Origin of the sequence: Herbaspirillum camelliae (assembly GCF_001929405.1) — a bacterium.
GTDB lineage: Bacteria > Pseudomonadota > Gammaproteobacteria > Burkholderiales > Burkholderiaceae_D > Herbaspirillum > Herbaspirillum seropedicae.
Map to the genome: position 1 here is coordinate 4,665,789 of NZ_KV880769.1, position 25,182 is coordinate 4,690,970.

Here is a 25,182-nt window from a genome sequence, read left to right on the forward strand (position 1 = left end):
ATCAGTGGCCGCCCTCCCCCCACCCGCATCCCGGCCCGCAAGGCCGGGATTTTCTTTGGCATCAGGTCGTATCACGTCCGGCCAAAGCGCGTAGGCACGCGCTGCAAGGCCTCATACAAGGGCCGGCAGGATTCGGCCAGGCGTTCCAGGCTGGCCTCGCGCAGCGCATCCAGGTCCACCGGCTCGGCGCCCGTCAGTCCAGCCCAGTCCAGCAGCGCACCCAAGGCTTGCGGCGTGTCGAACATGCCGTGCAGGTAGCTGCCCAGTATCTGTCCATCGGCCGATTGCGCGCCCTCGCCACGGCCTTCGATGACGAAGGCCGGGCGCTCCAGCGCCGCGCCGGATGACACCCCCATGTGGATTTCGTAGCCGCGCACCGGCGCGCTCCTGTCGCCAACAGCGCAGTGGCCGCTGACCTGCAAGAGCCGCTTGTCCCGGGTGAGCTCGGTGCGCATCGCCAGCAGTCCGAGTCCGACGCTGCTGCCCGGCGCGCCTTCCACGCCGTGCGGGTCATCCACGCTCTCCCCCAGCATCTGGAAGCCGCCACAGATGCCGATCACCTTGCCGCCATAGCGCAGGTGGCGCGCGATGGCCGCCTCCCAGCCGTGTTCCCGCAGCCAGCGCAGGTCGCCGCGGGTGTTTTTGCTGCCGGGCAGGATGATGAGATCGGCCGGCGGCACCGGCTGGCCCGGTCCGATGAAACGCAGATCGACCCCGGGATGGGCGCGCAGCGCGTCAAAATCGGTGTGGTTGCTGATGCGCGGGAAGACCGGCACCACGATGCGGAAATCGCCCTTGACCTCCTGCGTGGCCGCCACCGCATCTTCGGCGTCCAGATGCAGGCCATGCAGATACGGCAGTACCGCCAGCACCGGCTTGCCGGTGCGTTGTTCCAGCCAGTCCAGTCCCGCTTGCAAGAGGCTGATATCACCCCGGAAACGGTTGATGACAAAGCCAATTACCCTGGCCCGCTCGCTCTCGGAGAGACAATCCAGCGTGCCGGTCAAATGCGCGAAGACGCCGCCGCGATCGATGTCGGCCACGATGATGACCGGGCAATCAACCGCCTCGGCAAAGCCCATGTTGGCGATATCGCGCGCGCGCAGGTTGATCTCGGCCGGACTGCCCGCGCCCTCGACGATCACGCAGGCGTACTGCGCCCGCAGGCGCGCATAGGATTGCAGCACGGCCTGCATGGCTTCGGTCTTGTAGCGGTGGTAGTCGCGGGCGTTCATGTCGGCGCGCACCTTGCCGTGCACGATGACCTGCGCCCCGGTGTCGCTGGAGGGCTTGAGCAGCACCGGGTTCATGTCGGTATGCGGGGCGATGCCGGCGGCCTGCGCCTGCAAGGCCTGGGCGCGACCGATCTCGCCGCCGTCACTGGTGACGGCGCTGTTCAAGGCCATGTTCTGCGGCTTGAAGGGCGCCACGCTCACGCCGTCCTTCTTCAGCAGGCGGCACAGGGCGGCGGCCAGCGTGCTCTTGCCGGCATCGGAAGTGGTGCCCTGGATCATCAGGGTATGGAAGGGAAACTCAGCCACGTTGGCTCCATGTAGTCAAGGCCTCATGCAGACGCTGCCAGCCGGCTTCATCGGGCGGCAGGCCGATGCGGATGCCGCCTGCGCCTCGGGTGAACAGGCGTACCCAGACGCCCGCTTCGGCCATGCACGCGTGGAAGGCCTGCGCCTGTGGCTCAGGCCACCACTGGAACAAGGCCGTGCCCTGCGCTGCGATGCCATGCCGGGCCAGCAACTGCTGCAGACGCTGACCTTGCACCTGCAGGCGCTGGCGCGTCTGCGCTTGCCAGTCGCGGTCGCGCAAGGCGGCGCAACCGATCTGCTGGGCCGGGCCACTGATGGTCCACGGTCCCAGCCAGTCCGCCAGTTCGGCCAACAGCTCCGGCGCAGCGGCGACAAAGCCCAGGCGCAGGCCTGCCAGTCCGAAGAACTTGCCCACCGAGCGCAACACGATCAGGCCGGCTTGGCTGGTATGGGCGGCCACGCTGTAGTGCGTGAGCGTGTCGCCAAAAGCTTCATCGACCACCAGCCAGCCGCCGCGCTCAGCCAGTTGCGCGGCCCAGTGCAGCAGACGTTCCGGCTCCACCAGCGCACCCGTGGGATTGTTGGGATTGCACAGCACCAGCACCTGGCAGGACGGGCTCTGCACGGCCTGGTCCAGCGCCTCATAGGGGACTTCGCTGACCTCATGGCCGCAGCGCCGCCAGCAGTGCGCATGCTCGGCATAGATGGGCGCGGCCACCACCACCTGCGCCGGGCGTCCATCGCGGCGCAGGCGCAGTTGCGGCAGCGCCTGGATGGCGGCCTGGGTGCCGGCCACGGCCAGCAGGCGCGGCGCGCCATAGTAGTCGCAGGCAGCCTGTTCCAGCGCCGCCGATGGTTCGGGCAGGCGGTGCCAGGCATCGGCCAGTTGTGCGGGCACAGGATAGGGCTGTGGATTGATGCCGGTGGAGACATCCAGCCATTGCGCACGCGGGCGGCCATAATGCCGTGCAGCGTCGTTGAGATTGCCGCCGTGTTCAAGCATGCAGCGCCCCTCCCAGCAGCCACGGCAAGGCCATTGCGGCGACCACGGCCATCCACAGCGCCGCACTCATGGCCACCAGCCGCCAGGCGCGTACGATGTCGGCCCCTTGCGGAGCGGCGCCGCAACCCAGCGAGGGACGCTGCTCCACTTCACCGTCGTAGACAGCGGCTCCACCCAAGGCCAGGCCCAGCGCGCCTGCACCCGCGGCCATCACCGGGCCGGCATTGGGACTGCTCCAGGCCGGTGCCTGTTCTTTCCAGCAGGCCAAGGCCTGCCGGCGCTGGCCGAGCACGGCATAGCTCAGCGCCGTCAGGCGCGCCGGACACCAGTTCAAGGCATCGTCGATGCGCGCAGCGGCCCAACCGAAATACAGGAAGCGCGCATTGCGGTAGCCCCACATCGCATCGAGGGTATTGGACAGCCGAAACAGCAAGGCGCCCGGACCGCCGGCGATGAGGAACCAGAACAGCGTACCGAAGACGGCGTCGTTGCCGTTTTCCAGCAGCGATTCCACGCCCGCCTTGGCCAGCTCTTCTTCGCTGGCGCTGCGGGTGTCGCGGCTGACGATCCAGGAAGTCAGGCGGCGCGCCTGCTCCAGCTCACCGGCCGCCAGCGCCTGGGCAATCGGCAAGGTGTGTTCGCGCAGGCTGCGCAGGCCGATGCAGAAATACAGCAGTCCAGCATGCAGCAGTGCGGCCAGCCACCAGGGCGTCTGCGCGATCAGCCAGGCCGCCAGCAGCACCGGCGGCAAGACCGCCAGCGCCCAGGCCAGCACGCCGCGCAGCCGCAATCCGGGAGCCCGGTTGAGCGCGGCCTCGATGCGCTGCGCCAGCCGCCCGAAACCGACCAGCGGATGCCAGCGCCGCGCCTCGCCCAGGCGCAGGTCCAGGGCCAGGCCCAGCGCCATGAGCACGGCCAGCCAGGGCCACGACAGGCCGATCAGCATGGCAAGTCCTTCAAACTCAGGGGCAAGCCTGCCGCCACCCATTGCACCCGTTCGCACTGGGCCGCCACGGCCTGGTTCAGGCGTCCGGCCTCATCGACGAACCAGCGCGAGATCGCGCCCTGCGGCACGATGCCCATGCCGACCTCGTTGGAGACCAGGATCACTTCGCCGCGCACCTCCTGCAAGGCCAGCAGGAAATCCTCGCGCTGCCGGGTGAAGGCCGGCGGAGGCGTAATCGGTCCGGCGTCAGGAAACTCGATGCCATCGGCAAACAGCAGATTGGCCAGCCAGACCGTGAGGCAATCGACCAGCACCACCTGACCCGGCCGCGCATGGGCGCGCAAGGCCGCACCCAGCGCCAGCGGTTCTTCCACGGTGCGCCAGCGTCCGCCCAGCTCGCTGCGGCGCTGCTGGTGATGATCGATGCGCTGTTGCATCTCGGCGTCATCGCGGCTGGCGCTGCGGCTGGCGGTGGCGAGATAGATGATCTCGCCGCCTGCCTGGGCCTGCGACGCCAGCGCGGCCAGCGCCAGCCGTTCGGCATGGGCGCTCTTGCCGGAACGTGCGCCGCCAAAGATGAGACTGCGCCGGGTAGGAGCGGTATTCATGCTGAGCCTTCCTCACCTGCGGGCCAATGATCGTCGAACACCAGGTCGGCCAGCGGCTGGCGCGCAGCCCATTGCTCCTGCTCCAGCATGGGCTTGTCGTAGAAGGCCGGCACATGGCCCAGGCACAGCACCGCCACCGGCGCGGCGCCATCGGGCATGCGCAGCAGTTGCGCCAGCGCCGCCGGATCGAACAGCGAGACCCAGCCCATGCCCAACCCTTCGGCCCGTGCGGCCAGCCACATGTTCTGCAACGCGCAGGACAGCGAAGCCAGGTCCATCTGCGGCATGGTGCGGCGGCCAAAGACATGGCGCTCGCGCTGGTCCATCAGGGCCGCCACCAGCACTTCGCCGCATTCGAGGATGCCCTCCACCTTCAGGCGCATGAACTCCTGCTCGCGCTGGCCCAGGGCCTGCGCGGTGGCGATGCGTTCCTGCTCGACCAGCGCATGGATCTGCCGCCGCAGCGCTGCGCTGCGGATGCGCAGGAAGCGCCAGGGCTGCATGAAGCCCACGCTGGGCGCGTGGTGCGCTGCTTGCAGCAGGCGCTCCAGCAGCTCCGGCGCGACCGCATCGGGCAGGAAGTGACGCATGTCGCGCCGCTCGCGGATGACGCGGTAGATGGCGTCGATCTCTGGCTGCGCGTAGCGGTGCGGATTCATGCGGCGGCGCCTCCGAAGAGCGCGGCCACGGTGCGCGGGGCCGAGCGGAACCAGGCATGCAGGTAGCTGGCGGTGATCTGCTGGCGGCGGTACACCACTTCCCCCTCGGAGGAGTCGAACAGACGCTCGCCGCGCGCCATGAATTCGGCCCCGACCACGGCGCGCGAATAGTGGAAGGTATGGCAGCGCAGATGTTCGCCCACCGCCCCCGGCAGCTTCAGCGACAGGGTCTGGTAACCCAGTCCCTGCAGGCGCGGCTGCACCGCAGCCTGGCCGGGCAGCACGCCACACATGCGGCCGCTGGCGCCGTCCATGCCGATGATGGTCTCCAGCAGAAAGAGCATACCGCCGCATTCGGCATAGAGCGGCTTGCCGGCGGCGGCGTGTTCGCGCAGGCTGGACTGGGTGCGCTGGGCGTCCTGCAGGGTCTGCAGATAGAGTTCGGGATAGCCGCCCGGCAGCCACACCGCATCGCAGGGCGGCAAGGCCTGGTCGGCCAGCGGCGAGAAGAACGCCAGGGTCGCCCCCATCTGTTGCAGCAGATCGAGGTTGGCGGTGTAGATGAAGGAGAAGGCCAGGTCACGCGCCACTGCGATGGTCTTGCCTTCCAGCAGACGCGGGAAACTGCGTTCCTCGGGCGGCGTGCCGAAGTCCACCGATGCGGGTAGATTGGCCAGCGAGGTGGCCGACATGCGTTCGGCCACCGCATCCAGGCGGGCGTCGAGATCGGCGATCTCGGGTGCGGCCACCAGGCCCAGGTGACGCTCCGGCAAGGCGAACTGCAGGTCGCGCTGCAGGCCGCTCAGCAGCGGCACCGAGGGGCGGGCGTGCTGCAAGCCCTGACGCAGCATCTGCGCGTGGCGCGGGCTGGCCACGCCATTGGCCAGCACGCCGGCGAACTTCAGTTCGGGGCGGTAGGCCAGCAAGCCCTGGGCCAGCGCGCCGATGGTCTGGCCCATGCCGCGCGCATTGATCACCGCCACCACCGGGATGCCCAGCAACTGCGCCAGGTCGGCGCTGCTGGGTTCGCCATCGTAGAGGCCCATCACGCCTTCGACCAGCAGCACATCGGACTGCGCCGCAGCCAGGGCGACCTGGCGGCGCACATGGTCTTGCCCGGCCATCCACAGGTCGAGGTTGGCTACCGGCTGGCCGCTGGCCTGCTCCAGCACCATGGGATCGAGGAAGTCGGGACCGGTCTTGAACACCGTCACCCGCTTGCCCTGGCGGCGGTACAGCCGCGCCAGCGCAGCCGTGATGGTGGTCTTGCCGTGACCGGAGGCAGGCGCCGAGATGAACAGCGCCGGGCAGCTGTAGGTGGGTTCGGACATCAGAATTCCACGCCTTTCTGCGCCTTCACGCCCTGTTCCTTGTAGGGATGCTTGAGGGGGCGCATCTCGCTGACCAGGTCGGCCTGCTCGATCAGCGCCTCCGGGGCATGACGGCCTGTAACGACGATATGCAACATCTCGCGGCGCGCCGCAAAGACGCGCAGCACCTCGTCCAGGTCCAGGTACTGGTATTTCAGCACGATGTTGAGTTCATCCAGGATCACCATGTCATAGCTGGGGTCCTGGATCATGCGCACGGCCTCGGCCCAGCCGCGGGCGGCGGTGCGCATGTCGGCCTCGCGGTCCTGGGTGTCCCAGGTGTAGCCTGCGCCGACGACGTGGAAGTCGCAGTGGGCATGGCCGCCCAGGAAGTCGCGCTCAGCGCTGTAGAGCGCGCCCTTGATGAACTGCACCACGCCCAGCTTCATGCCATGGCCGAGGATGCGCATGCCCATGCCGAAGGCGGCGCTGGACTTGCCCTTGCCGGTGCCGGTGTTGACGATCAGCAGACCCCTTTCCTTCTGGGCGGCGGCCTTCTTCTTTTCAAAGCCTTCCTTGTGGCGCTGGGTCATGCGCTTGTGGGATTCGGGATCGGTTTTCATGGTGTCGTTCTTTCCAAAAGATTCGTTCAGGTCCAGTCTACCCCGGTGGTCTCGCAGAGGATGCGGGCGACCTTGACACGGCTGGGGTGATAGCCGATGAAGACCAGCTCGCTGCTGCTGCCACTAGCACTGCCCTGCCCGCTCTCGGCCACCACCACCCGGGCGCGCACCGCCTGCACCAGGCGCGCTCCCTGGTCGGTGTGGACGAAGCCCTTGGCGCGCAGGATGGGTTCGGCCAGGGCCGCAGCGGCCACGGCCTGGCGCAGGCGCGCTGCATCCTGCTGCGCCTGGCTGCGCAGGGTGAAGGATTGCCAGCCCGGGTCTTGCTCGTGGAAGTGCTTGTGGGTGGACAGGCCGTGGCTGTGCGCCCCCAGGCCGGAATGCACATGACCGTTGAAGCGGCGTTGGTCAGGCGCAACCTGGGCGCGTTCGCCCGGCATGGAGACCGGCGTGTAATGATGATGCACCGTCGCGCCGGCCTGATGCAGGCGCAGGCCCAGCGCCAACCGGATATCCAGCCTTGCGCCATAGGCCAGTTCCAGGAAGCGCACATTGGGCGCGAGTGCGCGCACGGCCTGTTCGGCTTGCAGCAGCGGCGCTTCCTCCATGCCGTCGATCTTGTTGAGCACCACCACGTCGGCGCATTCGAGCTGTTGGCGGAACAGCTGGGCCGTCGCTGCGCCCACCGCATCGGCGCTGGCGAAGGCGTCCTCCAGCAAGAGCGGCGTATCGACCACGGCCAGGGTCGCATCCAGCACGAAGTGCGGGGCCAGCTCGGCGCCCTGCAAGACCTCCATCACCGCACTGGGCAGGGCCAGCCCGGACGTCTCGATCAGCACATGGTCGATCTGGGCGCGCCGTGCGGCCAGCGCCAGCATGGCCGGCACGAAATGCGCGTCGTCGCCATAGGCGATGAGGCCATGGGCAAAGTCCTGGATCTGCACCTGCCCCTGGGCGTCGCCTTCGGCGCGCAGCAGGTCGCCGTCGATGGCGACCTCGCCGAATTCATTGATCAGCAAGGCCAGCCGGCGCGACTGGCGGCGCTGCACCAGGCCGCGCAAGAGCGTGGTCTTGCCCGCGCCGAGAAAACCCGTGACCACCGTCACCGGGATGGGCGGCAATGCGGGTGGAAGCTCGGGAAGGGAAACCGCCACGCTCACCCTCCCGTCAGCACCGCCAGGTGTGCGTGGACGCTGCTGAAATCATGCGCCACCTGCGGATAGTCCAGCGGCGGACGGCGCACCGTCAGCAAGGGGATGCCCAGCGCACGCGCCGCCTCAGCCTTGGCACGGTAGCCGCCGGCTTCGCCGGAATCCTTGGTGACCACGCAATCGATGCCCCAGTCGCGCCACAGCGCTTCATTGAAGGCTTGCGAAAATGGTCCCTGCATGGCGCACAGGTGAGCGCGTGGCAGCCCCAGCTCCAGGGCCCGACTGACGAAATCAGGGTCCGCCGTGACGCGGGCGAACCATTGCCGCTCCTGCGCGCCCGGCGCCTGCAGGAAAGTGGCCAGGTCCTTGGAACCGGTGGCCAGGAAGATACGCTTTCCCAGCGCCATGGCCTTGCGGGCGGCATCTTCCATGTCGGCGCAGGCATGGGGATCGTCCGCGGCCAGCTCGCCGGGACGTTCGTAGCGCAGGTAGGGAATGCCCAGTTCCTGCGACAGCGTCATCAGCTGCTGCGACATCTGCACCGCAAAGGGATGCGTCGCATCCACCAGCACGCGGGCGCGGCTGTCGCGCAGGGCCTGGCGGCGCGCCTCCAGCCCTTGGCGGCCCGACCAGACGAAGGCGCCGGGGCAGTCGCCGCGCGCCAGTTCGCCGCCATAGCCGGTGGCGGTGGAGACGACCACCGGCCGCCCCTGCCCGGCCAGTTCGGCGGCCAGCGCATTGCCATCGCTGGTGCCGGCAAAGACCCAGACCGCCTGCGCCGGCAGTTGCGCCACTTCCTCGGCCTGGGACTCTTCGCTCCAGTCGTTGTAGCCACGCGGCGTGAAGATCCAGTCGCGCTTGCGCTGGGTGAAGCGGTTGCCGATGACGATGGAGGTCAGCATGTCGAACTGCAGACCCGGCAATTCATCCAGCCGGTGGATGGACACCTGCTGGCCAGGCCGGTAGGCATTGCGCACCACCCCACACAGGGTATGCGGGGCCTTGTGCTGCAGCATCAGTTGCAGGATGCGGTAGACGCCCTCCTGCCGCCCGGCGCTCTGCACGTTGTAGAGCACGCAGGCCAGGTCGGCCTGGGCGATGTGGCTGGCGCGCTGCTCGATCCAGGTCCACGGACACAAGAGATTGGACAGCGACAGCGTGGCGAAATCGTGCGACAGCGGCGAGCCCAGCAGCGAGGCGCAGGCATTGGCCGAGGTCACGCCGGGGATGACGTTGACCTCATAGGTATCGTCCTCGCGCATGTCGTCGAAGGCCAGCGCGGCCATGGCGTAGATGCCGATGTCGCCGCTGGAGATCAGCGCCACGCGGCGACCGGCGCGGGCTTGCTCGATGGCCAGCAGCGCCCGCTCGCGCTCTTGCGTCAGCGGCGGGGTATGGATTTGCTTGCCTTCGATATGGGCGGCGATCCAGCGCAGGTACAACTCGTAGGCCACGATGACCTCGCTCTCGCGCAAGGCCTCGATGGCGCGCGGGATGATCATCTCTTCAAAACCTGGGCCTACCGAGACCAGGTTCAATACGCCTTTTTTCTTGACTGCTTCCATCGGGTTTCCTGCAAATGATTTACGGATTTTCTACAAAACTGCGCCAGCCTTCGGCATCGTCCACGATGGCCACCGTCACGCCGTCGAGCGCCGTCTTGCCCAGCAGCAGCCGCCCACGCGGACTGGCGATCAAGGCCGCCGGTTCGCAGACGCCCTCCACGCCCACATTCTGGCGCACCCAGTCCGAGGGCTTGCCGACCCAGGCGCGCTGGGCGATCTGCGCGCGCGCGATCACCCGCAGCGGCAAGCCATGGGTGGCGCAGAAGGCCAGCAGGCCGGGCTCTTCGGCCTTGATATCAATGGTGGCCACCTCGCGCACCTGGGCCAGGGTTGCGCCCGGACATTGCGCCAGCGCCTGCGCCACAGCGCGGCCGATCTGTTCGGCCGAGGCCAGCTTGCGGCAGCCGATGCCCAGCACCAGCGGCTTGACGGCTTCGGTAGCGGTGGTCACCACCGGCTGCGCGCCGGTGCACTGGGCCACGCGATAGGCCAGGCTGTTGGCCCCGCCCTCATGGCCGGCCAGCAAGGCGATGGCAAAGCGCCCCGCCTCATCGACCACCACCACGGCGGGATCGCTGTGCTTGTCCTGCGGCAGACCGTCCAGGAAGCGCACGGCGATGCCGGCAGCGCCGATCATGATCCACTGCCGGTGGCGGCGATAGGCCAGCGCGAACTGCTGGCGCTGTGACAGGCCGCCCTGGTCATTGAGCCAGGGCTGGTAGAGTTCGCCGCCCAGGCTGTCCTGCAGCAGCATGGCCAGCGCCGCCGCCTCGGCGCGCACCGGCCACAGGCCCAGTTCTGCCGGGGCGAGGGGCGGGCTCATGCGGCGTCCTTGTTCTTCTTGACCACGCGGAAGAGGTGCGTGAAGTCCTCGGAATAGAGACTGGATTCGGCCACCTGCTCCTTGTTCAAGGCTGCACCGACCAGCATCATGGTGGTCAGATTCCATTCCCCGCGCTTGTTCTCTTCCAGCACCTTGTCGAGCTGGCCCTGGTAGATGCGCTGCTCCGGCCAGGTGGCGCGATAGACCAGCGTGACCGGGGTCTCGGGCGGATAGTGCAGCAGCAGGTCGGTGACGATCTTCTTGAGGTGCGGGCCGGACAGGAAGATGCACATGGTGGCCCGATGCGCCGCCAGCGAGGCGATCGATTCAGACTCCGGCACCGCCGAGGCGCGGCCCGAGACGCGGGTCAGGATCACGCTCTGCGAGACTTCCGGCTTGGTCAGCTCGGCCGACACGGCGGCGGCAGCAGCGGTGAAGGACGACACACCCGGCACCACCTCATAGGCGATGCCCAGGGCATCGAGTCGGCGCATCTGCTCGGCAGTCGCGCCATAGATGGCGGGGTCGCCCGAATGCAGGCGCACCACGTCGATGCCCTGCTCCTGCGCACGCACGTAGCAGGCCTGCTGCTGCTCCAGATCGAGGGCGGCGGTATCGATGATCTCGGCCTCGGAATGGCAATGCTCCAGCAAGGCCGTGGGCACCAGCGAGCCGGCATACAGCACCATGCGCACCTGCCCCAGCAGGCGCGCACCGCGCAGCGTGATGAGATCGGCCGCACCGGGGCCGGCGCCGACGAAATAGACTTTCATGCGTTTCCTTTCGATGATTCTTGCGGCGCGCGGTGACGCTGCGCCTGCGCAGTCTTGCGGATCAGCAGCACGGCCAGGTAGCCGCTGGCGTCTGCGGCATCCAGCGCGGTGAGGTCGCTGGCCAGCACTTCGCCTTCCAGGCCGATGCGGCGGGCAAAGCCGCAATGCTGGGCGATGCCCATCTCGCGCAGCAGCGCCAGCACCCAGGGCAGGCGCGCACCGACCTTCATGAGCACGACGATGTCATGGCTCTCGATCTCGGCGCGCAGGCTCGCCGCGTCTTCCGGACAGGGCAGGATCAGCGTGCGCTCCTTGCCCACGCCCAGCGGCCACTCCAACGCCGCCGCCGCGGCCGCATAGCTGGTGATGCCAGGGAAGGTCACGCAGTCGCACGCGGGATAGAGATCGCGCACGGCCGCCAGCACATAGCCGTAGGTCGAATAGGTCAGCGCATCGCCGATGGTCAGGTAGACCACCTGCAGGCCCTGGCGCAATTGCGCTGCCAGTTGCTGGCCGAGCTGGGCGTAATGTTCCTGCAGGACCTGGCGGTCCGGGTCCATGTTGAATTCGATCTCGCACAGACGGTTGCGGTCGAACTCCACCCCATCCAGGCATTGCAGGGCAACCGACAGATCAGCGCCACGCGCACGTGGGATGTAGATCAGGTCGGCGCTGCGCAGCGCGGCGATGGCCGCCAGCGGCAGATAGCCTGCTGGGCCGGGCCCCACGCCGATGCCGGTAAGACGTCCGCTCATGTGCCCGCTCATGTGCCCGCTCCCAGCTGATGTCCCTCCAGGTCGAACAGCCGCACCTCGATGCGCGCCACCGATGGCACGCGCGCCTGCGCCAGCGTGGCGATGCGGGTTTCGATCTCGCACCAGAGGCGGCGCGAGCGTGCGGCGTCCTGCTGGCGCACCAGTTCTATGATTGCTTCCACCGTGTTGGCTTCCTTCATCTGCTGCAGCAGGGTGGCGTCAAACAGTACGCCCTGCCCTGCCGCGTTCATCTCTTCGGCCACGCGGGCCACGCCCTGCATGGCCATGTTGCTCTTGCTGGAGTGGGTGTCCCAGACGCCATCGAGGACCTTGGCCAGCTTGCCCGGATGACCGGCCAGCCACAACAGCGGCAGCGTACGGCCCGCCTCGGCCAGCGCCTGCTCGGTGAAGTCCAGCGCATCGCCAAGGAAATTGGCGATCTGCACGCTACGCTTGTCCGGCAGCCCCAGTTCCTGCGCCACGAAGACGCGGCCGATCTTGCCCGGCAGGTAGGCCACCGCATCGCCCGGCGCGCAGGCGGCCAGGGCCACGCGGATATAGACCTCGATGGAGGCGATCCAGGAGGCCATCGACATCGGCTCGACGATGCCCGAAGTGCCCAGTATCGAGATGCCGCCGACGATGCCCAGCTTGGGGTTGAAGGTCTTGGGCGCGATGCTCATGCCTTCGCGGCAACCGATGGTGAGATCGAAGCCGCAGACCGGCTCACCGGGCCGCAATTCGGCCAGCACCTCGGCCACAGCAGTGCGCATCATGGCGCGCGGCACTGGGTTGATGGCCGGCTCTCCCACCGCCACGCGGAGGCCGGGCATGGTCGCCGTACCCACGCCCTGGCCGGCGAAGAAACGCACTTCACCGCTCTGGTTGCGACGCACCTGGGCGAAGATGGTCGCGCCATGGGTATTGTCGGGGTCGTCGCCGCCATCCTTGAGCACGTCGGCCTGGGCAATGTCGGGGGCGATCATCTCAACCGCCTGCACCGGCACACAGAGGTAATGCCGTCCGTCCGGCAGGCTCACTTCGGTCTCGTGCAGCGTCACGCCGGCCAGCAGCCGGTACAAGGCAGCACGCACGGCGGCGGTGGCGCAGCTGCCGGTGCTGCGCCCGCGCCGCAGGCCATTGGGGGCGAGCACGGCCAGGTCATACTCGGCCCGTTGCAGCTCGCTGGCGGCGTCCATTACTGCGCGCCTTCGGTTTGCGCTTCCTGCGCCACCAGCCAGGCGATGGCGTCGATCATCAGCGCATTGACGACGCTGGCGGCCCAGGGCGAACCGCCGCGGGTGCCGCTGTTGGTGATGCGCGGCACCTGCAGGCAGCGGCGCAGCTCGTCCTTGCTCTCGCGGGTGCCGACAAAGCCGACCGGCAGGCCGATGACCAGTTGCGGACGCCAGCCATGCTCACGGATCAGGCGCACGGCTTCGGTGATGGCGGTGGGCGCGTCACCGATGGCCAGCACGATGTCATTGCCGAACTTCTGCCAGGCGCGGCGAATGCCTGCCGCCGAGCGCGTCATGCCCAGGTTCTGCGCCATCAGGTGCGATTCGGGATCGTGTACGCCGCACCAGGTCTCCACACCCAGCTGTTCCAGCACGGCGCGCTTCAAGCCGGTCTGCACCATGGTCACATCGGTGACCACGCGCTTGCAACGCAACAGCGCCTTCATGCCGGCCTGGGCCGCGCCGGCGGAAAAATAGATCTCATCGGCGACAGCAAAGTCGCCGCTGGTATGCACCAGGCGCTGCAGGACGGTCAGGTGTTCGGGCGGAAAGCCGCTCCAGTCGCGTCCGGCCTGGATGATCTCCATGCTTTCGGCTTCGATGGGATGAGGCACGTAGGGTGCGGTGCCCAAGATTGCCGGGGCGCTCTGCTCGCGCGCGGAAAGGTCGCGCACCTGCAGGTGATGGGCCCGCTGCGGCTCGCCCACCTGCTGCTCGAAACCGACGATCTGGACGCGGTACTTGCACAGGGTGCAGTTCATCGCAGCGCGGCCTTCGGCGGCCTCGCGAGCGCGCTCCAGCATGACGTCGGCGACATGGGCGTGCACGCCCAGGTAAGCCGCCTTGAGCACTTCCACGCCGGCTTCGCGCTGCGCCAGTTCGTCGGCGGCGGCATAGATGCGCTTGACCAGCACGCCATCGAAGAGGAAGAACGGCAACACCACCAGCCGCTGCCAGCCCTCGGCGGCGGCCTGTGCCAGTCCATCGCGCACCAGCGGCGTGGCCGTGCCCGAGAAGCACACCTTGATACCGCCAAAGCCCATGCCTTCCTGCACCATGCGCGCCAGCTTGGCGATCTCGCCATTGGCGTCGGGGTCGGTGGTGCCGCGTCCCACCAGCACCAGGCAGCTGTCGCGGCGGGCGATGAGGTCCGGCGACTGTGCCTCGGCCTCGACGATGCGCTGCTGCACCAGTTGCAGCAACAGCGGATGCAGGTCCATGGGCGCGCCGAAATGGAAATCGACCTGCGGATAATCCCGCGCCAGCGCCAGCAGCTCAGCGGGCATGTCGTTCTTGGCATGGCGCGCTCCCAAGAGCACGCCCGGCACCACCGCGACTTCGGTAGCGCCTGCGGCCACGCAGGCGGCGGCGGCTTCGGAAATGGTGGGCGCGGCAAACTCCAGATAGCCATGCCGCACGATGCGCCCGGCGGCGCGCTCGCGCACCAGTTCGACCAGCGCTTCGAATTCGCGCAGCGAATCCGGATCGCGGCTGCCGTGCCCGGCAATGACCACCGCCGACTGGCGCTGAGCGCTCATGCCGAGGCTCCGCTGGCCGCCATCGAAGGCGGCGGTTCGATCTGGCTGGCCATGGGTGTAAGGGTGCGGATGAGCATGATGCTCATGTCGCTGAATTCGACATCGGCGCAATCGGCCAGCTTGCCATGCCACTCGGCGTCGCCCCGGGTCAGGTTTTCCCAGACCTCGGTGGGATGCTCAGGGCTCACGCCCTGCTGCAGCAGATAGGTGGCGATGTGGCGCGGCATGAAGGAGCGCGCAGCATCCCAGGGACAGGGGATGACGATGGCGTTGCGGCCATCATTGAGCACATGCACCAGATGGCGCTTGAAGGGTTCTAGGTCGCCACGGCGGTGGAAGGTGATGAAGGTGGTTTCATCAAAGCACACCCGTGCCTTGGACGCCAGGATCTGGGCCGAGGAAATGCCGGGCAGGGTTTCCACCCGATGGCCGCAGGCGCGCTCCACGCGCTCCAGGTACTGGAAACCGCTAAAGTGGATATCGCCCATGAAGACCACCACGCAGCGCTTGCCGGCGTGGTGCAAGGCTGCCACTTCATCGAGCTTGGCGACCTGGTCGCGATAGCCCATCAGCACCACCTGGGCGCTGGCCGGGATGAGGTCCTTGACCACGTCCACCACGGCATTGAAGCCGGCCACCACATCGGCATTGCGTATCAGTTCCGCGCCGCGCATGGTCAGGTAGGAATGGTCGCCAGGACCGGCGCCGATGCAGATGATCATGTTCTTTCCTTTCAGCGCGCGCCCAGTTGCGCGCGCACGGTCAACGCCAGGGCGTCGCCGGTCAATTGTTCCAGGGTCAGGCAAGGCGCACCCAGCGCCTCGGCCAGTTGGGCCGCACGGCCCAGGCGCAGATAGCCGGATTCGGTATCGAGCACCAGCGCCGGCACGGCCTGCGCGGCCAGCATGGCCGCCGCTTCCAGGGTCTGCGCCCAGGCGTCGCCGTGGCTGCCGGGCAGGCTGACATTGGCCTTGCCGTCCGACAGGATCACCAGCAGCGGCGGCGCTTCCGGGCTGGCCTGTTGCAGAACTTGCGCGGCCATTTGCAGCGCATGTGGCAAGGGCGTGCGACCACCGGTGGGCAGTTCGCGCAGGCCCTGCTCGGCCAGGTCGGCGCTGCGGGTGGGCGCCAGCAGCAGTTGCGCCTGTTCGCCCCGGAAGGCGATCACGGCCAACTGGTCGCGGCGCTGGTAGGCGTCGGTCAGCAGGGCCAGCACCGCGCCCTTGACGGCTTCCATGCGCCGCTGGGCGGCCATGGAGCCCGAGGCATCGACCACGAAGACGATCAGGTTGGCGCCGCGTCCACTGCGCACCTGCCGGTGCAGGTCGGCGCGGCTGACGGCAAGCCGCTCGCCGGGCTCGGCATTGCCGCTGAGGGCGCTGCGTACGGCGGCGCTGCGCAGTGTAGCACCAATGGCCAAGCGGTCCGGATTGGCGTCCGGCACGGCGCGCACGGCGCTGCCCCGGCTGGCGTCGGCTACCGCGCTGCGCCGGCCGCTGGCCACGCTGGCCGCGCTGGCTTGAGCGGGCGCAGCCACGCTGATCTTGCGGGCCTGGCCGGCGGCGGCGATGGCGAAGGTCTGCTGGCCGCCTGCTTCGCTTTGCTGGTCCTGCTGGTCCTGCTCGCCCTGCTCCGGCTGTCCTTGTTCAGGTGATTCTTCCTGCGGTGGCGCCTCTCCACTTCCTTGGCCGGCATCAGGGGCCGGCGGCTCGGGGGCGCGGGCCTGGTCGACCAGGTCGTCCAGCTTGTCCTGGTCCATGCCGGTCTGCTCGAAGGGCTTGCGGCGGCGGCGATGCGGCAGCACCAGCAAGGCGGCCTCGCGCACATCGTCGGGCGTCACGCGGGAACGCGCCTGCAACGCGGCCATGGCGCGGGCGGTCTTGTGCATGACGATGTCGGCGCGCAGGCTGGCCACCTCGAATTCGCAGCAGAGATGGCTGATCAGTTCCAGCATGGCGTCGTCCAGCACGACCTCGGGCAGCAGGCGCTGGGCCTGGGCCACCTGGCTGCGCAAGGCGTCCTGGCGGTCTTGCCACTGGTCGGCGAAGGCGGCGGGATCGGCTTCGAAGGCAATGCGCCGGCGCACCACCTCGGCACGCACGGTCTTGTCGGTGGGTGCGTTGACCTCCACCATCAGGCCGAAACGGTCCAGCAGTTGCGGGCGCAGGTCGCCCTCTTCCAGGTTCATCGTGCCGATCAGGGTGAAGCGCGCCGGATGGCTCACCGACAGGCCTTCGCGCTGCACCGCATTGACGCCCATGGCGGCCACGTCCAGCAGCACATCGACCAGGTGGTCGGCCAGCAGGTTGACTTCGTCGATATAGAGGATGCCGCGATGGGCCGCCGCCAGCAGGCCCGGCTGGAAGGCGCGCTGGCCGCCCTGCAGGGCTTGCTGCAGATCGAGCGAACCCAGCACGCGGTCTTCGGTCGCGCCCAGCGGCAGGGTCACGAAAGGCAACTCCGCCGGCGCTGCGGTGGGCGCGTTGTCGCCCTTGCAGAGCGCGCAAGCCGCCGCTGGCTGGCCGGGGGTGCAGTTGAAGGCGCAACCAGCCACCCGGGCAATGGGTGGCAGCACCTGGGTCAGGCCGCGTGCGGCGGTGCTCTTGGCGGTTCCCTTGTCGCCGCGCACCAGCACGCCGCCGATGCCGGGATCGACGGCGCACAGCAGCAGCGCCTGCTGCAGCAGCGGCTGGCCGACGATGGCCGAGAAGGGATAGACGGGATAGACGAGCGAGGCGGTCATTGCAGGTCCTTGGTATGTTCGCTGCCGCGCACGGTCTCGCCGCGTGCTTCGAGCAGGGTTTCACTGTGCAGGTAGAGCTGGCGCAGGCGCTCCAGGGTCTGGGCGTCGGGCGCTTGCCACATACCCCGGCTGGCGGCTTCCAGCAGGCGCTCGGCGATGGCGTTCTGGGCCCAGGGATTGGCCTCTTCCAGGAACTGGCGCATGGCCGGGTCAAAGCCGTAGGTCTCGGCCAGTTGCTGGTACATCCAGTCATCCAGCACTTGCGCCGTGGCGTCATAGCCGAACAGGTAATCGACAGTCGCGCTCAGCTCCAGCCCGCCCTTGTAGCCGTGACGCTGGATGCTGGCCAGCCACTTGGGATTGACCACGCGGGCGCGGAAGACGCGCAGGGTCTCTTCCTTCAGGTCGCGCACGGCGGCGCGCTGGGGGTCGTGGCTGTCGCCGAAGTAATGCCGTGGCTGCTGGCCTGACAAGGCGCGGATGGTGGCGATCATGCCGCCGTGGTATTGCAGGTAGTCGTCGCTGTCGAAGATGTCGTGCTCGTGGTTGTCCTGGTTGTGCAGCGCCACCTGCACGCCCGCCAGGCGCTGGCGGAACGCGTCGCGCTGGTCCGCGCCCTGGACCTTGCGGCCATAGGCGAAGCCGCCCCAGTTGATGTAGGCCTCGGCGAAATCGGCCTGGTCTTGCCAGTTCTTTTCCTGGATCAGGGGCAGGATGCCGGCGCCATAGCTGCCGGGCTTGGCGCCGAAGACGCGATAGGAGGCCTGCGCGGCCGCCTCGGCCTGACCCAGTCCGGCGCCCATGCCCTGGGCCAGCTCGCGCAGGTAGTGCTTGCGCACGAAGTTCATGGTCTCCGGTTCATCGGCGGCGATGGCCAGTTGCACGGCATCGTCGATCAGTTCGATCAGTTGCGGGAAGGCGTCGCGGAAGAAACCGCTGATGCGCGTGGTGACGTCGATGCGCGGGCGTTGCAATTCTTCCAGCGGCACCAGCTCGACCCCTGCTACCTGCCGGTTGCCGGCGCGCCAGAGGGGACGTGCCCCCATCAGCCAGAGGATCTGCGCGACGTCATCGCCGTGGGTGCGCATGGCGCTGGTGCCCCAGATGCTGATGGCCACGCTCTCGGGATAGTGGCTGGTTTCGCGGTGATGGCGTTGCAGCACTTCACGCGCCAGCTGCTGGCCCACGCGCCAGGCCGATTGCGAAGGCACGCTGCGCGGATCGACCGAATAGAAGTTGCGTCCGGTGGGCAGGATGTGCGCCATGCCGCGCGTGGGCGAACCGCTGGGGCCGGCGGGGATATAGCCGCCGCGCAGGCCATTGAGCAGGTTGCCGATTTCTTCGCTGGTGCGGTGCAGGCGCGGCACCAGCTCTTCGCAGGCGAAGGTCAGCACGCGGCGCACGGCGCGGGTATCTGCAGCGCGGCGGCTTGGCGCGCTGGCAGGCACAGTGCGGCGCGGCGCGGCTGCTTGCGGGCGCGCCATGGCGCGCATGCCGCCCAGCACGCTGGTGGCGGCCTGGCTCATGGCCGGTTGCAGGCGCGGCCTTTGCTCGGGACTGGCTTGCTCCAGCGCAGCAAAGACGCTGCCGATTACGCCGTCGATCGCCGCGGGCGCGAAGTCGTGTTGCTGCAAGGCCTGCATCAGGCGCAGGCACAGGGTGTCGATGGCTTCGAGGGCATCGGCGCGGGTGGCGATGGAGCGATCCGCACAGCGCGCCAGGGCGTCATCGATGTTCAGACGACGGCCCTTGTGTTCCAGCAGCATGTCCAGCGATAGGCCGAACAGCCGCGCCACTTCTTCCTGCAGGCCGGGCAGGTCCTGGTTGGGCAGGCGGGTCAGCGCTACCAGCATGTCGGGCATCTGCGCCTGGTCGGGCGTGCGGCCCAGGATGTGCAGGCCGTCGCGGATCTGCGCCGCGCCCAGCTCGCACAGGTAGCCGTCGAGGTCTTCGATCAGGTGGGCCACGCCGGCGCCGTCGAGCTCGGTGAGGGCATGCGGCAGCTCGCCCTCTTCGTGGGCGTGATCGTGATCGTGATGCTCATGGTCGCCGTGGTCGTGATGATGGTGGGCGTGACCATGATGATGGTGGTGGTGATCGTGATCATGGCCGTGGTCATGATCATGGTCATGGTCGTGATGCAGCAGCTTGTATTGCAGGTCGGTATCCAGATTGGTCTGGCGCACCAGCTCCCAGATCTGCTGCTGCAGCAGCGGCAGCTTGGAGGGGTCCAGCACTTCGACCTGGTAATACTCGTCCACCAGTTGCGTCAGCTGCGCCAGTGCGCCGTAGCTGTCGGCGGTGGTCATCGGCGGCGTCAGGTGGTCCACCACCACGGCATGGGCGCGGCGCTTGGCCTGCGAACCCTCGCCGGGGTCGTTGATGATGAAGGGATAGAACAGCGGCATGTCGCCCAGCAGCGCATCCGGGAAGCACTCGTCGGACAGGCCCACACCTTTGCCAGGCAGCCATTCCAGCGTGCCATGCTTGCCGACGTGGACGATGGCGTGTGCGCCCCATTCTTCGTCCAGCCAGCGATACAGCGCGTAGTAGTGATGGGTGGGCGGCAGGTCGGGCTGGTGGTAGATGGCGTCGGGGTCCATGCCATAGCCGCGTGGCGGTTGCAGGGCGACGAAGGCGTTGCCCAGGTCGAGGCCGGCGATGACCAGATGCTGGTCATGCACATAGGCCTGGCCAGGGGCCGCGCCCCACTGGCGCTGCATCTTCTCTTGCAGCGCCGCTGGCAAGGCGGCGAACCACTGCGCATAACGCGCCGCCGGAATGCGGGCGGCGGCGCGGCGCAACTGGTCTTCGGTCAGCAGGATGTCGTCGTAGGAGCAGCGGTCCACCAGTTCGTGGATCAGGGCTGTCCCGGTCTGCGGCAATGCATCGATGGCATAGCCATCGGCCGACAGCGCCCGCAAGACGGCCATCAGCGACTCCGGTGCATCCAGGCCGACGGCATTGCCGATCTGCGAGGCCTTGCTGCTGGAATTGGTGAAGATGAAGGCAATGCGCTTGTGCGCATTGGGCGTGGTGCGCAGGCGCACCAGCCGTTGCGCCAGGCCGGCGATGCGGCGGACCCGGTCGGGCAGTGGCTGGTACTGTACCGCGCCGCTGTCGGTGGTCTCTTTGAACGACAGCGGCACGCCGATGATGCGGCCATCGAATTCGGGCAACACCACGTTCATGGCCGCGTCCAGCGGGTTCATGCCGCGTGTGGAGTGCTGCCACTGCGCCTGCGTCATGCCGCTGGTGATGGCCTGCAGCACCGGCAGGTCCAGTTGCTCCAGCACCGAGACCGACCAGCCAGCCGGCGTGACGCCGCCAGCAGTGATCTCGCCCATGGCAAAGGAGGTGGTATTGATGATCAGGTCCACCTGGCCTGCGCCGAAATACTGCAGGGCCGGCGGCAAGGCCTGGCCGCCGCCGGCCGACACACGCAGCGAGGAGGTGAACACCGGCAGCACATCCAGCCCGCGCGCCTCCAGCGCCGCGACCAGGGCATCGATGAAGGCGGTATTGCCCGAGAGCCAGTGCGCCCGGTAGAAGATGATGCCCACGGCCGGCTTGCCCGCCGGGGCCTGGGCGCGCAGCGCCAGCCAGTCGGCGATGCCGGCGTCCTGTTCCAGGTCGGGATGATAGAGGCCATGCTCGGGCAGGGCCTGGGCCGGTTCATAGCCGTAGCCGCTCAAGAGCAGGCGGTCCGACAGGCAGCGCAGCATCTGCGCCAGATTCACGCTGCCGCCACCGTTGAAATAGGCCAGCGCCTGTTGCTGCACATCGGCTGGCGCAGTGGACGCGGCGGCCAGTTCCGGGTCGGGCTCGCCGGTGCCGGACAGCACGATCAGTTGCCGCCCTTCGGCACGAGCCAGACGCAGCAGGTCGGGAAAGCCCTGCACCGCTCCCAGCCGGCCCAGCACGCGCAAGACGATCACCTGCGCCGCCGCCAGCTCGCCGCGCAGCAGCGAGGCCAGGCTGGGCCACTGCGACGCCTGGTCTTGATCTGCGGCTTGCAGCCGCTGCAGGTCGTAGCCTGCTACGACAGGGAAGTCCGCCGGCAACTGCGCACGGGCGGTGGCCAGCATGGCCAGGTCGGTGGGGGCGTGGGTCAAGAGCGCAATGCGCGCCAGCGGCTCAGACATCGCTGCTCTCCGGTTCGGGATGGACATCGCCGCTGCCCAGGCGATGGAAGACCAGGTCGCTCACTTCGCGCCCGCCCTCCAGGTGTTCGACCACCACGCGCTCGATGGCGCTGGCGTCTTCGCAGCGGTACCAGACCCCCTCGGGATAGACCACCACCACCGGCGCCTGTGCTTTGCAGGCCACCATGCAATGGGTGCGGGTACGCTTGACGCGCAGGTCGGGACGGGCATCGATCTGCTCGCCCAGGACGCCGAACATGGCTTCGGCCAGGACACCGTTCTCGGTGCAGCGCGGGCCGACGCACATGAGCACGTGGCGGTGATGAGTTCTCATTGCTTGACTTTCAGGAGCGCCGCGATGCGAGGCCAATGCGGATGGCGCCGGCCCGCAGACCGGCGCCGGGTGGTTCAGCCGAACCGGCGGTAGAAGAAACCGGTCAGCCCGCCCAGGGCCAGCCAGAAGACGGCGTTGGCCAGGGCGGTGGCGCGGATGAAGGCATGGGCCAGCTCTTCGGGGGCGACGCCGCCATGCACCTCGGGCTGCGGTGCGCCCACCAGGTGCGGCACCACCAGCAGGGCCACGGCCAGCAGCTTGCACCACCAGGCGCGTGTAAAGACGAACAGGCCCAGGCTGGCCGCGGTCATCACCGCCGTCATCACCCACCAGAACTGGCGTGCCTGCAGCGGCGCGGCCAGGGTGCCCGGCACTTCCGGCGGCAGGCCCAGCGAGGGGGCGACAAAGAAGACGCCATAGCCCGCCAAGCCCCACAGCAGACCGCTGCGCCAGCTGACCTGGCGGCCACTGAGGGTGATGGCCGCCACCAGCAACAGCGCAAAGCCCACGGCCATGCTGACATTGGCCAGCACGGTATAGCCGGTGCGTTCTGCGCCATCGGCGGGTTCCCAGGCGTCGGCGTCATGGCTGTGCTCGTGGGCATGGGCGCTGGCGGCGGCGTGTTCATGCGCTTGGTCGTGTTCGTGCTCATGGGCTGCCTGGGGGGCAGCGGAGGCGCCCTCTTCAGCCGCCTTCTCGTACTGCTCGGCCTGCAGGATGAGCTTTTCCACCTGGAACTGCTGCACGCCCGAAAGCAACACACCCGACAAGGCGCCGGCCACGACTACCGCCGACGCCATGCGCCGAAAGACTGTCCAGTTCATCGCGCGCTCCTCAGTGGCAGGGGAAGCCGGCCGAGTGGCGGCCATCATGGGCGGCGTTGTGCAGCTCGACCTTGGAGGCGAAACCGGCGCCATAGATCAGCGCCACGCCCAGCGCCAGGGCCAGCAGCGCAGGAGCAATGCGGTCGCGCCAGACATGGCTGCCCGCTTGGGTGGTCTCGACGGTATTGCTGGCATTCAGGCCGGAGGTGGTGGACATGTGTTTTCCTTGGGTGGATGAAGAAACCGGAGGAGACCCTGCGTCAAGCGCCCATGCCCTATCCTGCCGCCCACAGGCGACACCGGGAAATGCCGGTTGGAAACAAGGGAAGCTCTCCGCATGATCGCCCTCCGCGATGCATTCAAGAATGTTGCCACTGGCCGGTCTCCGGGCTGGCGGGATGAAGCCTGGGGCTTCGCGGACAGGCGCCTTCCCATGCCGATGGCACAGTGGCGTAGTGCGTGTCCTTCCTCGCTTACCGTTGCGGGGGCAGCGCCGGCCTTGGCCCATGGATTCATTCATGCGGGCCGCACCGGCTTCCCGTTTCAATTCCGTGCGCGGCTGCACACGCAATACCAGAAGCAATGCTAGGGGCGAAGTATACAGGCGGCCAGGCCACAGGGGCAACCGGCAATTTTGCGGCACGGACGCGACCGGGCCGGTTCAGGAAGGGATTCAGGGGCCGTTACGGGCCAGTTGGCGCATGTCCTGCAGGCGGTAGTAGAGGATCAGCTCGCCCCCCATCTTGGGCGGGATGCGCGCCACGAAGGCCGAGCGCAGGATGGTCGAACCACCCCGGCCGCGTCCTTCCATCACGCACACGTAGCGCGTCCCGCGCTGGCGCAGCAGGGCAAACGAGGCCTGCCGCGGCGCTTCCAGGCGGCGTGGAGAGAAGAAACCCGCAGCAGCGGCGCGATCGATGTAGCCCCGATGGGCATTGACGAAGATGTAATCGCCCTCCTTGCCCTTGCCGCTGGCGTAGCCCACGCGCATGGCCTTGTTGTCGCCGTCGGGCAGGAACAGCCGGTAAGGCGCCGGGCCGCCCTGCTCCATCACCTGGGCGCGGCCGCTGATGGGCGAGATCAAGATGGAGGGATCCGTGGCGCGATCGAAGAGCAGGCAGCTCTCCATGACCGCTTCGGGCGGCTGCTGGGCGCTGGTGCAGGAGACGATCGGGGCCAGCAGCAGGATCGGCAACAGCGTACGCGTCATGGGGCGGATGGCAAACCAGAGGGAGTCAGACAGTCGTTCACTTGTCGGGATCTTTGTCGATGAACAGGGAAGAACTGATCACTCAGTCCGGTCGATGTCATCGTTACAGAACAGGAAAGTGTCCGGTATCAGAAAAGTCTGAAAAAAATCAGCTTGGAGACGACAGTCTCAATCTTCCTGTTGAGACAGTATCTGCTGCGCCAAACTCAATGGTACGAAGTGCCAATGCGCCGACTCCAGGTCGTACAGGGCCAGCTGATTGATGCCCGGCGGCGCTGCCACGGTGCCAGGCAGGCGCACGATGGCGCGCTGGGCGTGGCGGCGCAACTCGGGTTCGGTGCAGGCCAGCGCCTTGGCCTCGACCTCGGCGTGGGCGTACAGGCCGGCGCCTTCCCAGAGCCGGCTGCGACTCTCCAGCTGGAACGGCTCGACCACCAGGCGCACGGCCTCGACGTCGGCCGACACCCACGCCAGGGCGGCTGCGCTCACCCGTACCAATCCGCCGTCGCGGCGCACGACCAGCCGGCCATCGCGCGCGCCCCAGCCGATGTGCAGGCAATACGGCAGGCTGTCGCGATGCTGGCGCAGCAGCTCATCAGGCAGGAAATCCTGCGCCGCCAGGACCTGGTAATGGCCGCCGCCGCGGGCGTTCCAGGCGGCGTCGATGTCGGCCTCCAGCGGCGAAAGGTAGACCACCATGGCATCGCGGCCCGCCAGCGAACCCGCGGCAATGGATTCGCACATGACTTCGCATTTGCCCTCTGCAGCCGCAGGCGGATGCGCCCGCACCAGCAGGTAGAGCATCGGATGGGCAGTCAGGACATGGGGACGGGGCGCGCCCGCAGATGGAAAATCTGCGGGTGAAGAGGGATTCCGGTGCAAGACAAGCGCTCCTTCGTGACGGGCGTGAACAGGCCGGCAGCGCATGCAACGCCGGATGAAGGGCGGATGCTTTCACAATTTCAAGAGCGACAACATTGCAAAAATTCGAATACCGCCCCTCTTTTGAGGTTCACGCTCGCCACCTTCCCGGCACGCGGCCTTGCACCGCCTGACAGGAAGGCTGCGCCGCCCGCCTACATACGGATGGGCTTGTCGGCGGGACGCGGATTGAGCGGCGGATCTTGCACCGGGATGGGATCGTCGTCAGGCATTTCTGGCGGCGGCAGATGGGGATCGTGGGCAGGCGGCGTTTCCTGGGGCGTATGCAAGGCGAAATTCAAGCGGACCTCCTGGGCAATAGTGAGCGCAGCCAGCACAGGCGCATCACGCCGCGCTGGCGGTGGGGTTCTGGTGCGGGATGGGGTCTTGCGGCGGGGTCGGATCCAGCGGGGGGACCTCGACTGGGGGCGTATCCTGGGGCTTGTGCATGAGGGTCTCCTGTTGAGCTTGA

General features: G+C 67.9%; 23 protein-coding genes and 1 riboswitch. All 23 genes read right to left on the minus strand.

The window, feature by feature from the left end:
- Nucleotides 1–71 precede the first annotated feature (71 nt).
- Nucleotides 72–1,541: a cobyric acid synthase gene (locus BGK68_RS20840; RefSeq protein ID WP_075258649.1), complete on the minus strand. Its 1,470-nt coding sequence runs from the start codon at nucleotides 1,539–1,541 to the stop codon at nucleotides 72–74.
- Nucleotides 1,534–2,544, minus strand: a complete 1,011-nt coding sequence (cobD, locus tag BGK68_RS20845; RefSeq protein WP_075258650.1) for a threonine-phosphate decarboxylase CobD — start codon at nucleotides 2,542–2,544, stop codon at nucleotides 1,534–1,536. The genes BGK68_RS20840 and cobD overlap by 8 nt, the downstream gene beginning before the upstream one ends.
- On the minus strand, nucleotides 2,537–3,490 hold the full coding sequence (gene cbiB / locus BGK68_RS20850) for an adenosylcobinamide-phosphate synthase CbiB (RefSeq protein WP_075258651.1): 954 nt from the start codon (nucleotides 3,488–3,490) through the stop codon (nucleotides 2,537–2,539). The genes cobD and cbiB overlap by 8 nt, the downstream gene beginning before the upstream one ends.
- The gene (gene cobU, locus BGK68_RS20855) at nucleotides 3,484–4,098 is read right to left on the minus strand and encodes a bifunctional adenosylcobinamide kinase/adenosylcobinamide-phosphate guanylyltransferase (RefSeq protein ID WP_075258652.1); all 615 of its coding nucleotides are present in this window, start codon (nucleotides 4,096–4,098) and stop codon (nucleotides 3,484–3,486) included. The genes cbiB and cobU overlap by 7 nt, the downstream gene beginning before the upstream one ends.
- On the minus strand, nucleotides 4,095–4,757 hold the full coding sequence (gene bluB, locus BGK68_RS20860) for a 5,6-dimethylbenzimidazole synthase (protein ID WP_075258653.1): 663 nt from the start codon (nucleotides 4,755–4,757) through the stop codon (nucleotides 4,095–4,097). Before bluB ends, cobU begins: the two co-directional genes overlap by 4 nt.
- Nucleotides 4,754–6,088, minus strand: coding sequence for a cobyrinate a,c-diamide synthase (locus tag BGK68_RS20865; RefSeq protein ID WP_075258654.1), 1,335 nt, complete (start codon nucleotides 6,086–6,088; stop codon nucleotides 4,754–4,756). The genes bluB and BGK68_RS20865 overlap by 4 nt, the downstream gene beginning before the upstream one ends.
- Nucleotides 6,088–6,690: a cob(I)yrinic acid a,c-diamide adenosyltransferase gene (cobO, locus tag BGK68_RS20870; protein WP_075258655.1), complete on the minus strand. Its 603-nt coding sequence runs from the start codon at nucleotides 6,688–6,690 to the stop codon at nucleotides 6,088–6,090. Before cobO ends, BGK68_RS20865 begins: the two co-directional genes overlap by 1 nt.
- 26 nt (nucleotides 6,691–6,716) lie before the next feature.
- Nucleotides 6,717–7,850 carry a CobW family GTP-binding protein gene (locus tag BGK68_RS20875; RefSeq protein WP_075258656.1) on the minus strand — a complete coding sequence of 378 codons (1,134 nt, stop codon included), beginning with the start codon at nucleotides 7,848–7,850 and terminating at the stop codon, nucleotides 6,717–6,719.
- Entirely contained in the window at nucleotides 7,847–9,406 is a 1,560-nt protein-coding gene (cobJ, locus tag BGK68_RS20880; RefSeq protein ID WP_075258657.1) for a precorrin-3B C(17)-methyltransferase, read from the minus strand. The genes BGK68_RS20875 and cobJ overlap by 4 nt, the downstream gene beginning before the upstream one ends.
- Before the next feature lie 19 nt (nucleotides 9,407–9,425).
- The gene (locus tag BGK68_RS20885) at nucleotides 9,426–10,229 is read right to left on the minus strand and encodes a cobalamin biosynthesis protein (protein WP_075258658.1); all 804 of its coding nucleotides are present in this window, start codon (nucleotides 10,227–10,229) and stop codon (nucleotides 9,426–9,428) included.
- Nucleotides 10,226–11,002, minus strand: a complete 777-nt coding sequence (gene cobM / locus BGK68_RS20890) for a precorrin-4 C(11)-methyltransferase (protein ID WP_075258659.1) — start codon at nucleotides 11,000–11,002, stop codon at nucleotides 10,226–10,228. The genes BGK68_RS20885 and cobM overlap by 4 nt, the downstream gene beginning before the upstream one ends.
- A complete protein-coding gene (gene cobI / locus BGK68_RS20895) occupies nucleotides 10,999–11,757 on the minus strand; it encodes a precorrin-2 C(20)-methyltransferase (protein WP_075258660.1) in 759 nt (252 codons plus the stop codon). The genes cobM and cobI overlap by 4 nt, the downstream gene beginning before the upstream one ends.
- A gap of 8 nt (nucleotides 11,758–11,765) precedes the next feature.
- Complete coding sequence (gene cbiD / locus BGK68_RS20900; RefSeq protein WP_075258661.1) at nucleotides 11,766–12,956, minus strand: cobalt-precorrin-5B (C(1))-methyltransferase CbiD; 1,191 nt, start codon at nucleotides 12,954–12,956, stop codon at nucleotides 11,766–11,768.
- Nucleotides 12,956–14,533, minus strand: coding sequence for a precorrin-8X methylmutase (locus BGK68_RS20905; RefSeq protein WP_075258662.1), 1,578 nt, complete (start codon nucleotides 14,531–14,533; stop codon nucleotides 12,956–12,958). Before BGK68_RS20905 ends, cbiD begins: the two co-directional genes overlap by 1 nt.
- Nucleotides 14,530–15,339, minus strand: coding sequence for a cobalt-precorrin-7 (C(5))-methyltransferase (locus BGK68_RS20910; RefSeq protein WP_233149373.1), 810 nt, complete (start codon nucleotides 15,337–15,339; stop codon nucleotides 14,530–14,532). Before BGK68_RS20910 ends, BGK68_RS20905 begins: the two co-directional genes overlap by 4 nt.
- Nucleotides 15,267–17,276: a putative cobaltochelatase gene (locus tag BGK68_RS20915; protein WP_075258663.1), complete on the minus strand. Its 2,010-nt coding sequence runs from the start codon at nucleotides 17,274–17,276 to the stop codon at nucleotides 15,267–15,269. The genes BGK68_RS20910 and BGK68_RS20915 overlap by 73 nt, the downstream gene beginning before the upstream one ends.
- Nucleotides 17,273–21,448: a cobaltochelatase subunit CobN gene (locus tag BGK68_RS20920; RefSeq protein ID WP_075258664.1), complete on the minus strand. Its 4,176-nt coding sequence runs from the start codon at nucleotides 21,446–21,448 to the stop codon at nucleotides 17,273–17,275. Before BGK68_RS20920 ends, BGK68_RS20915 begins: the two co-directional genes overlap by 4 nt.
- On the minus strand, nucleotides 21,414–21,755 hold the full coding sequence (locus BGK68_RS20925) for a (2Fe-2S) ferredoxin domain-containing protein (protein ID WP_041310814.1): 342 nt from the start codon (nucleotides 21,753–21,755) through the stop codon (nucleotides 21,414–21,416). The genes BGK68_RS20920 and BGK68_RS20925 overlap by 35 nt, the downstream gene beginning before the upstream one ends.
- Nucleotides 21,756–21,829: 74 nt before the next feature.
- Nucleotides 21,830–22,579 carry a CbtA family protein gene (locus tag BGK68_RS20930; protein WP_041310817.1) on the minus strand — a complete coding sequence of 250 codons (750 nt, stop codon included), beginning with the start codon at nucleotides 22,577–22,579 and terminating at the stop codon, nucleotides 21,830–21,832.
- A 10-nt stretch (nucleotides 22,580–22,589) separates the two neighbouring features.
- Nucleotides 22,590–22,796 carry a CbtB domain-containing protein gene (locus BGK68_RS20935; RefSeq protein WP_075258665.1) on the minus strand — a complete coding sequence of 69 codons (207 nt, stop codon included), beginning with the start codon at nucleotides 22,794–22,796 and terminating at the stop codon, nucleotides 22,590–22,592.
- Between the two features lie 142 nt (nucleotides 22,797–22,938).
- A riboswitch (cobalamin riboswitch) is annotated at nucleotides 22,939–23,172 on the minus strand.
- Between the two features lie 80 nt (nucleotides 23,173–23,252).
- A complete protein-coding gene (locus BGK68_RS20940; RefSeq protein WP_075258666.1) occupies nucleotides 23,253–23,789 on the minus strand; it encodes a hypothetical protein in 537 nt (178 codons plus the stop codon).
- A 168-nt stretch (nucleotides 23,790–23,957) separates the two neighbouring features.
- Nucleotides 23,958–24,671 (minus strand): hypothetical protein, encoded by a 714-nt coding sequence (locus tag BGK68_RS20945; protein ID WP_233149374.1) that lies wholly within the window; start codon nucleotides 24,669–24,671, stop codon nucleotides 23,958–23,960.
- Nucleotides 24,672–24,865: 194 nt separating this feature from the next.
- The gene (locus tag BGK68_RS28080) at nucleotides 24,866–25,012 is read right to left on the minus strand and encodes a hypothetical protein (RefSeq protein WP_198937240.1); all 147 of its coding nucleotides are present in this window, start codon (nucleotides 25,010–25,012) and stop codon (nucleotides 24,866–24,868) included.
- Nucleotides 25,013–25,182 lie beyond the last annotated feature (170 nt).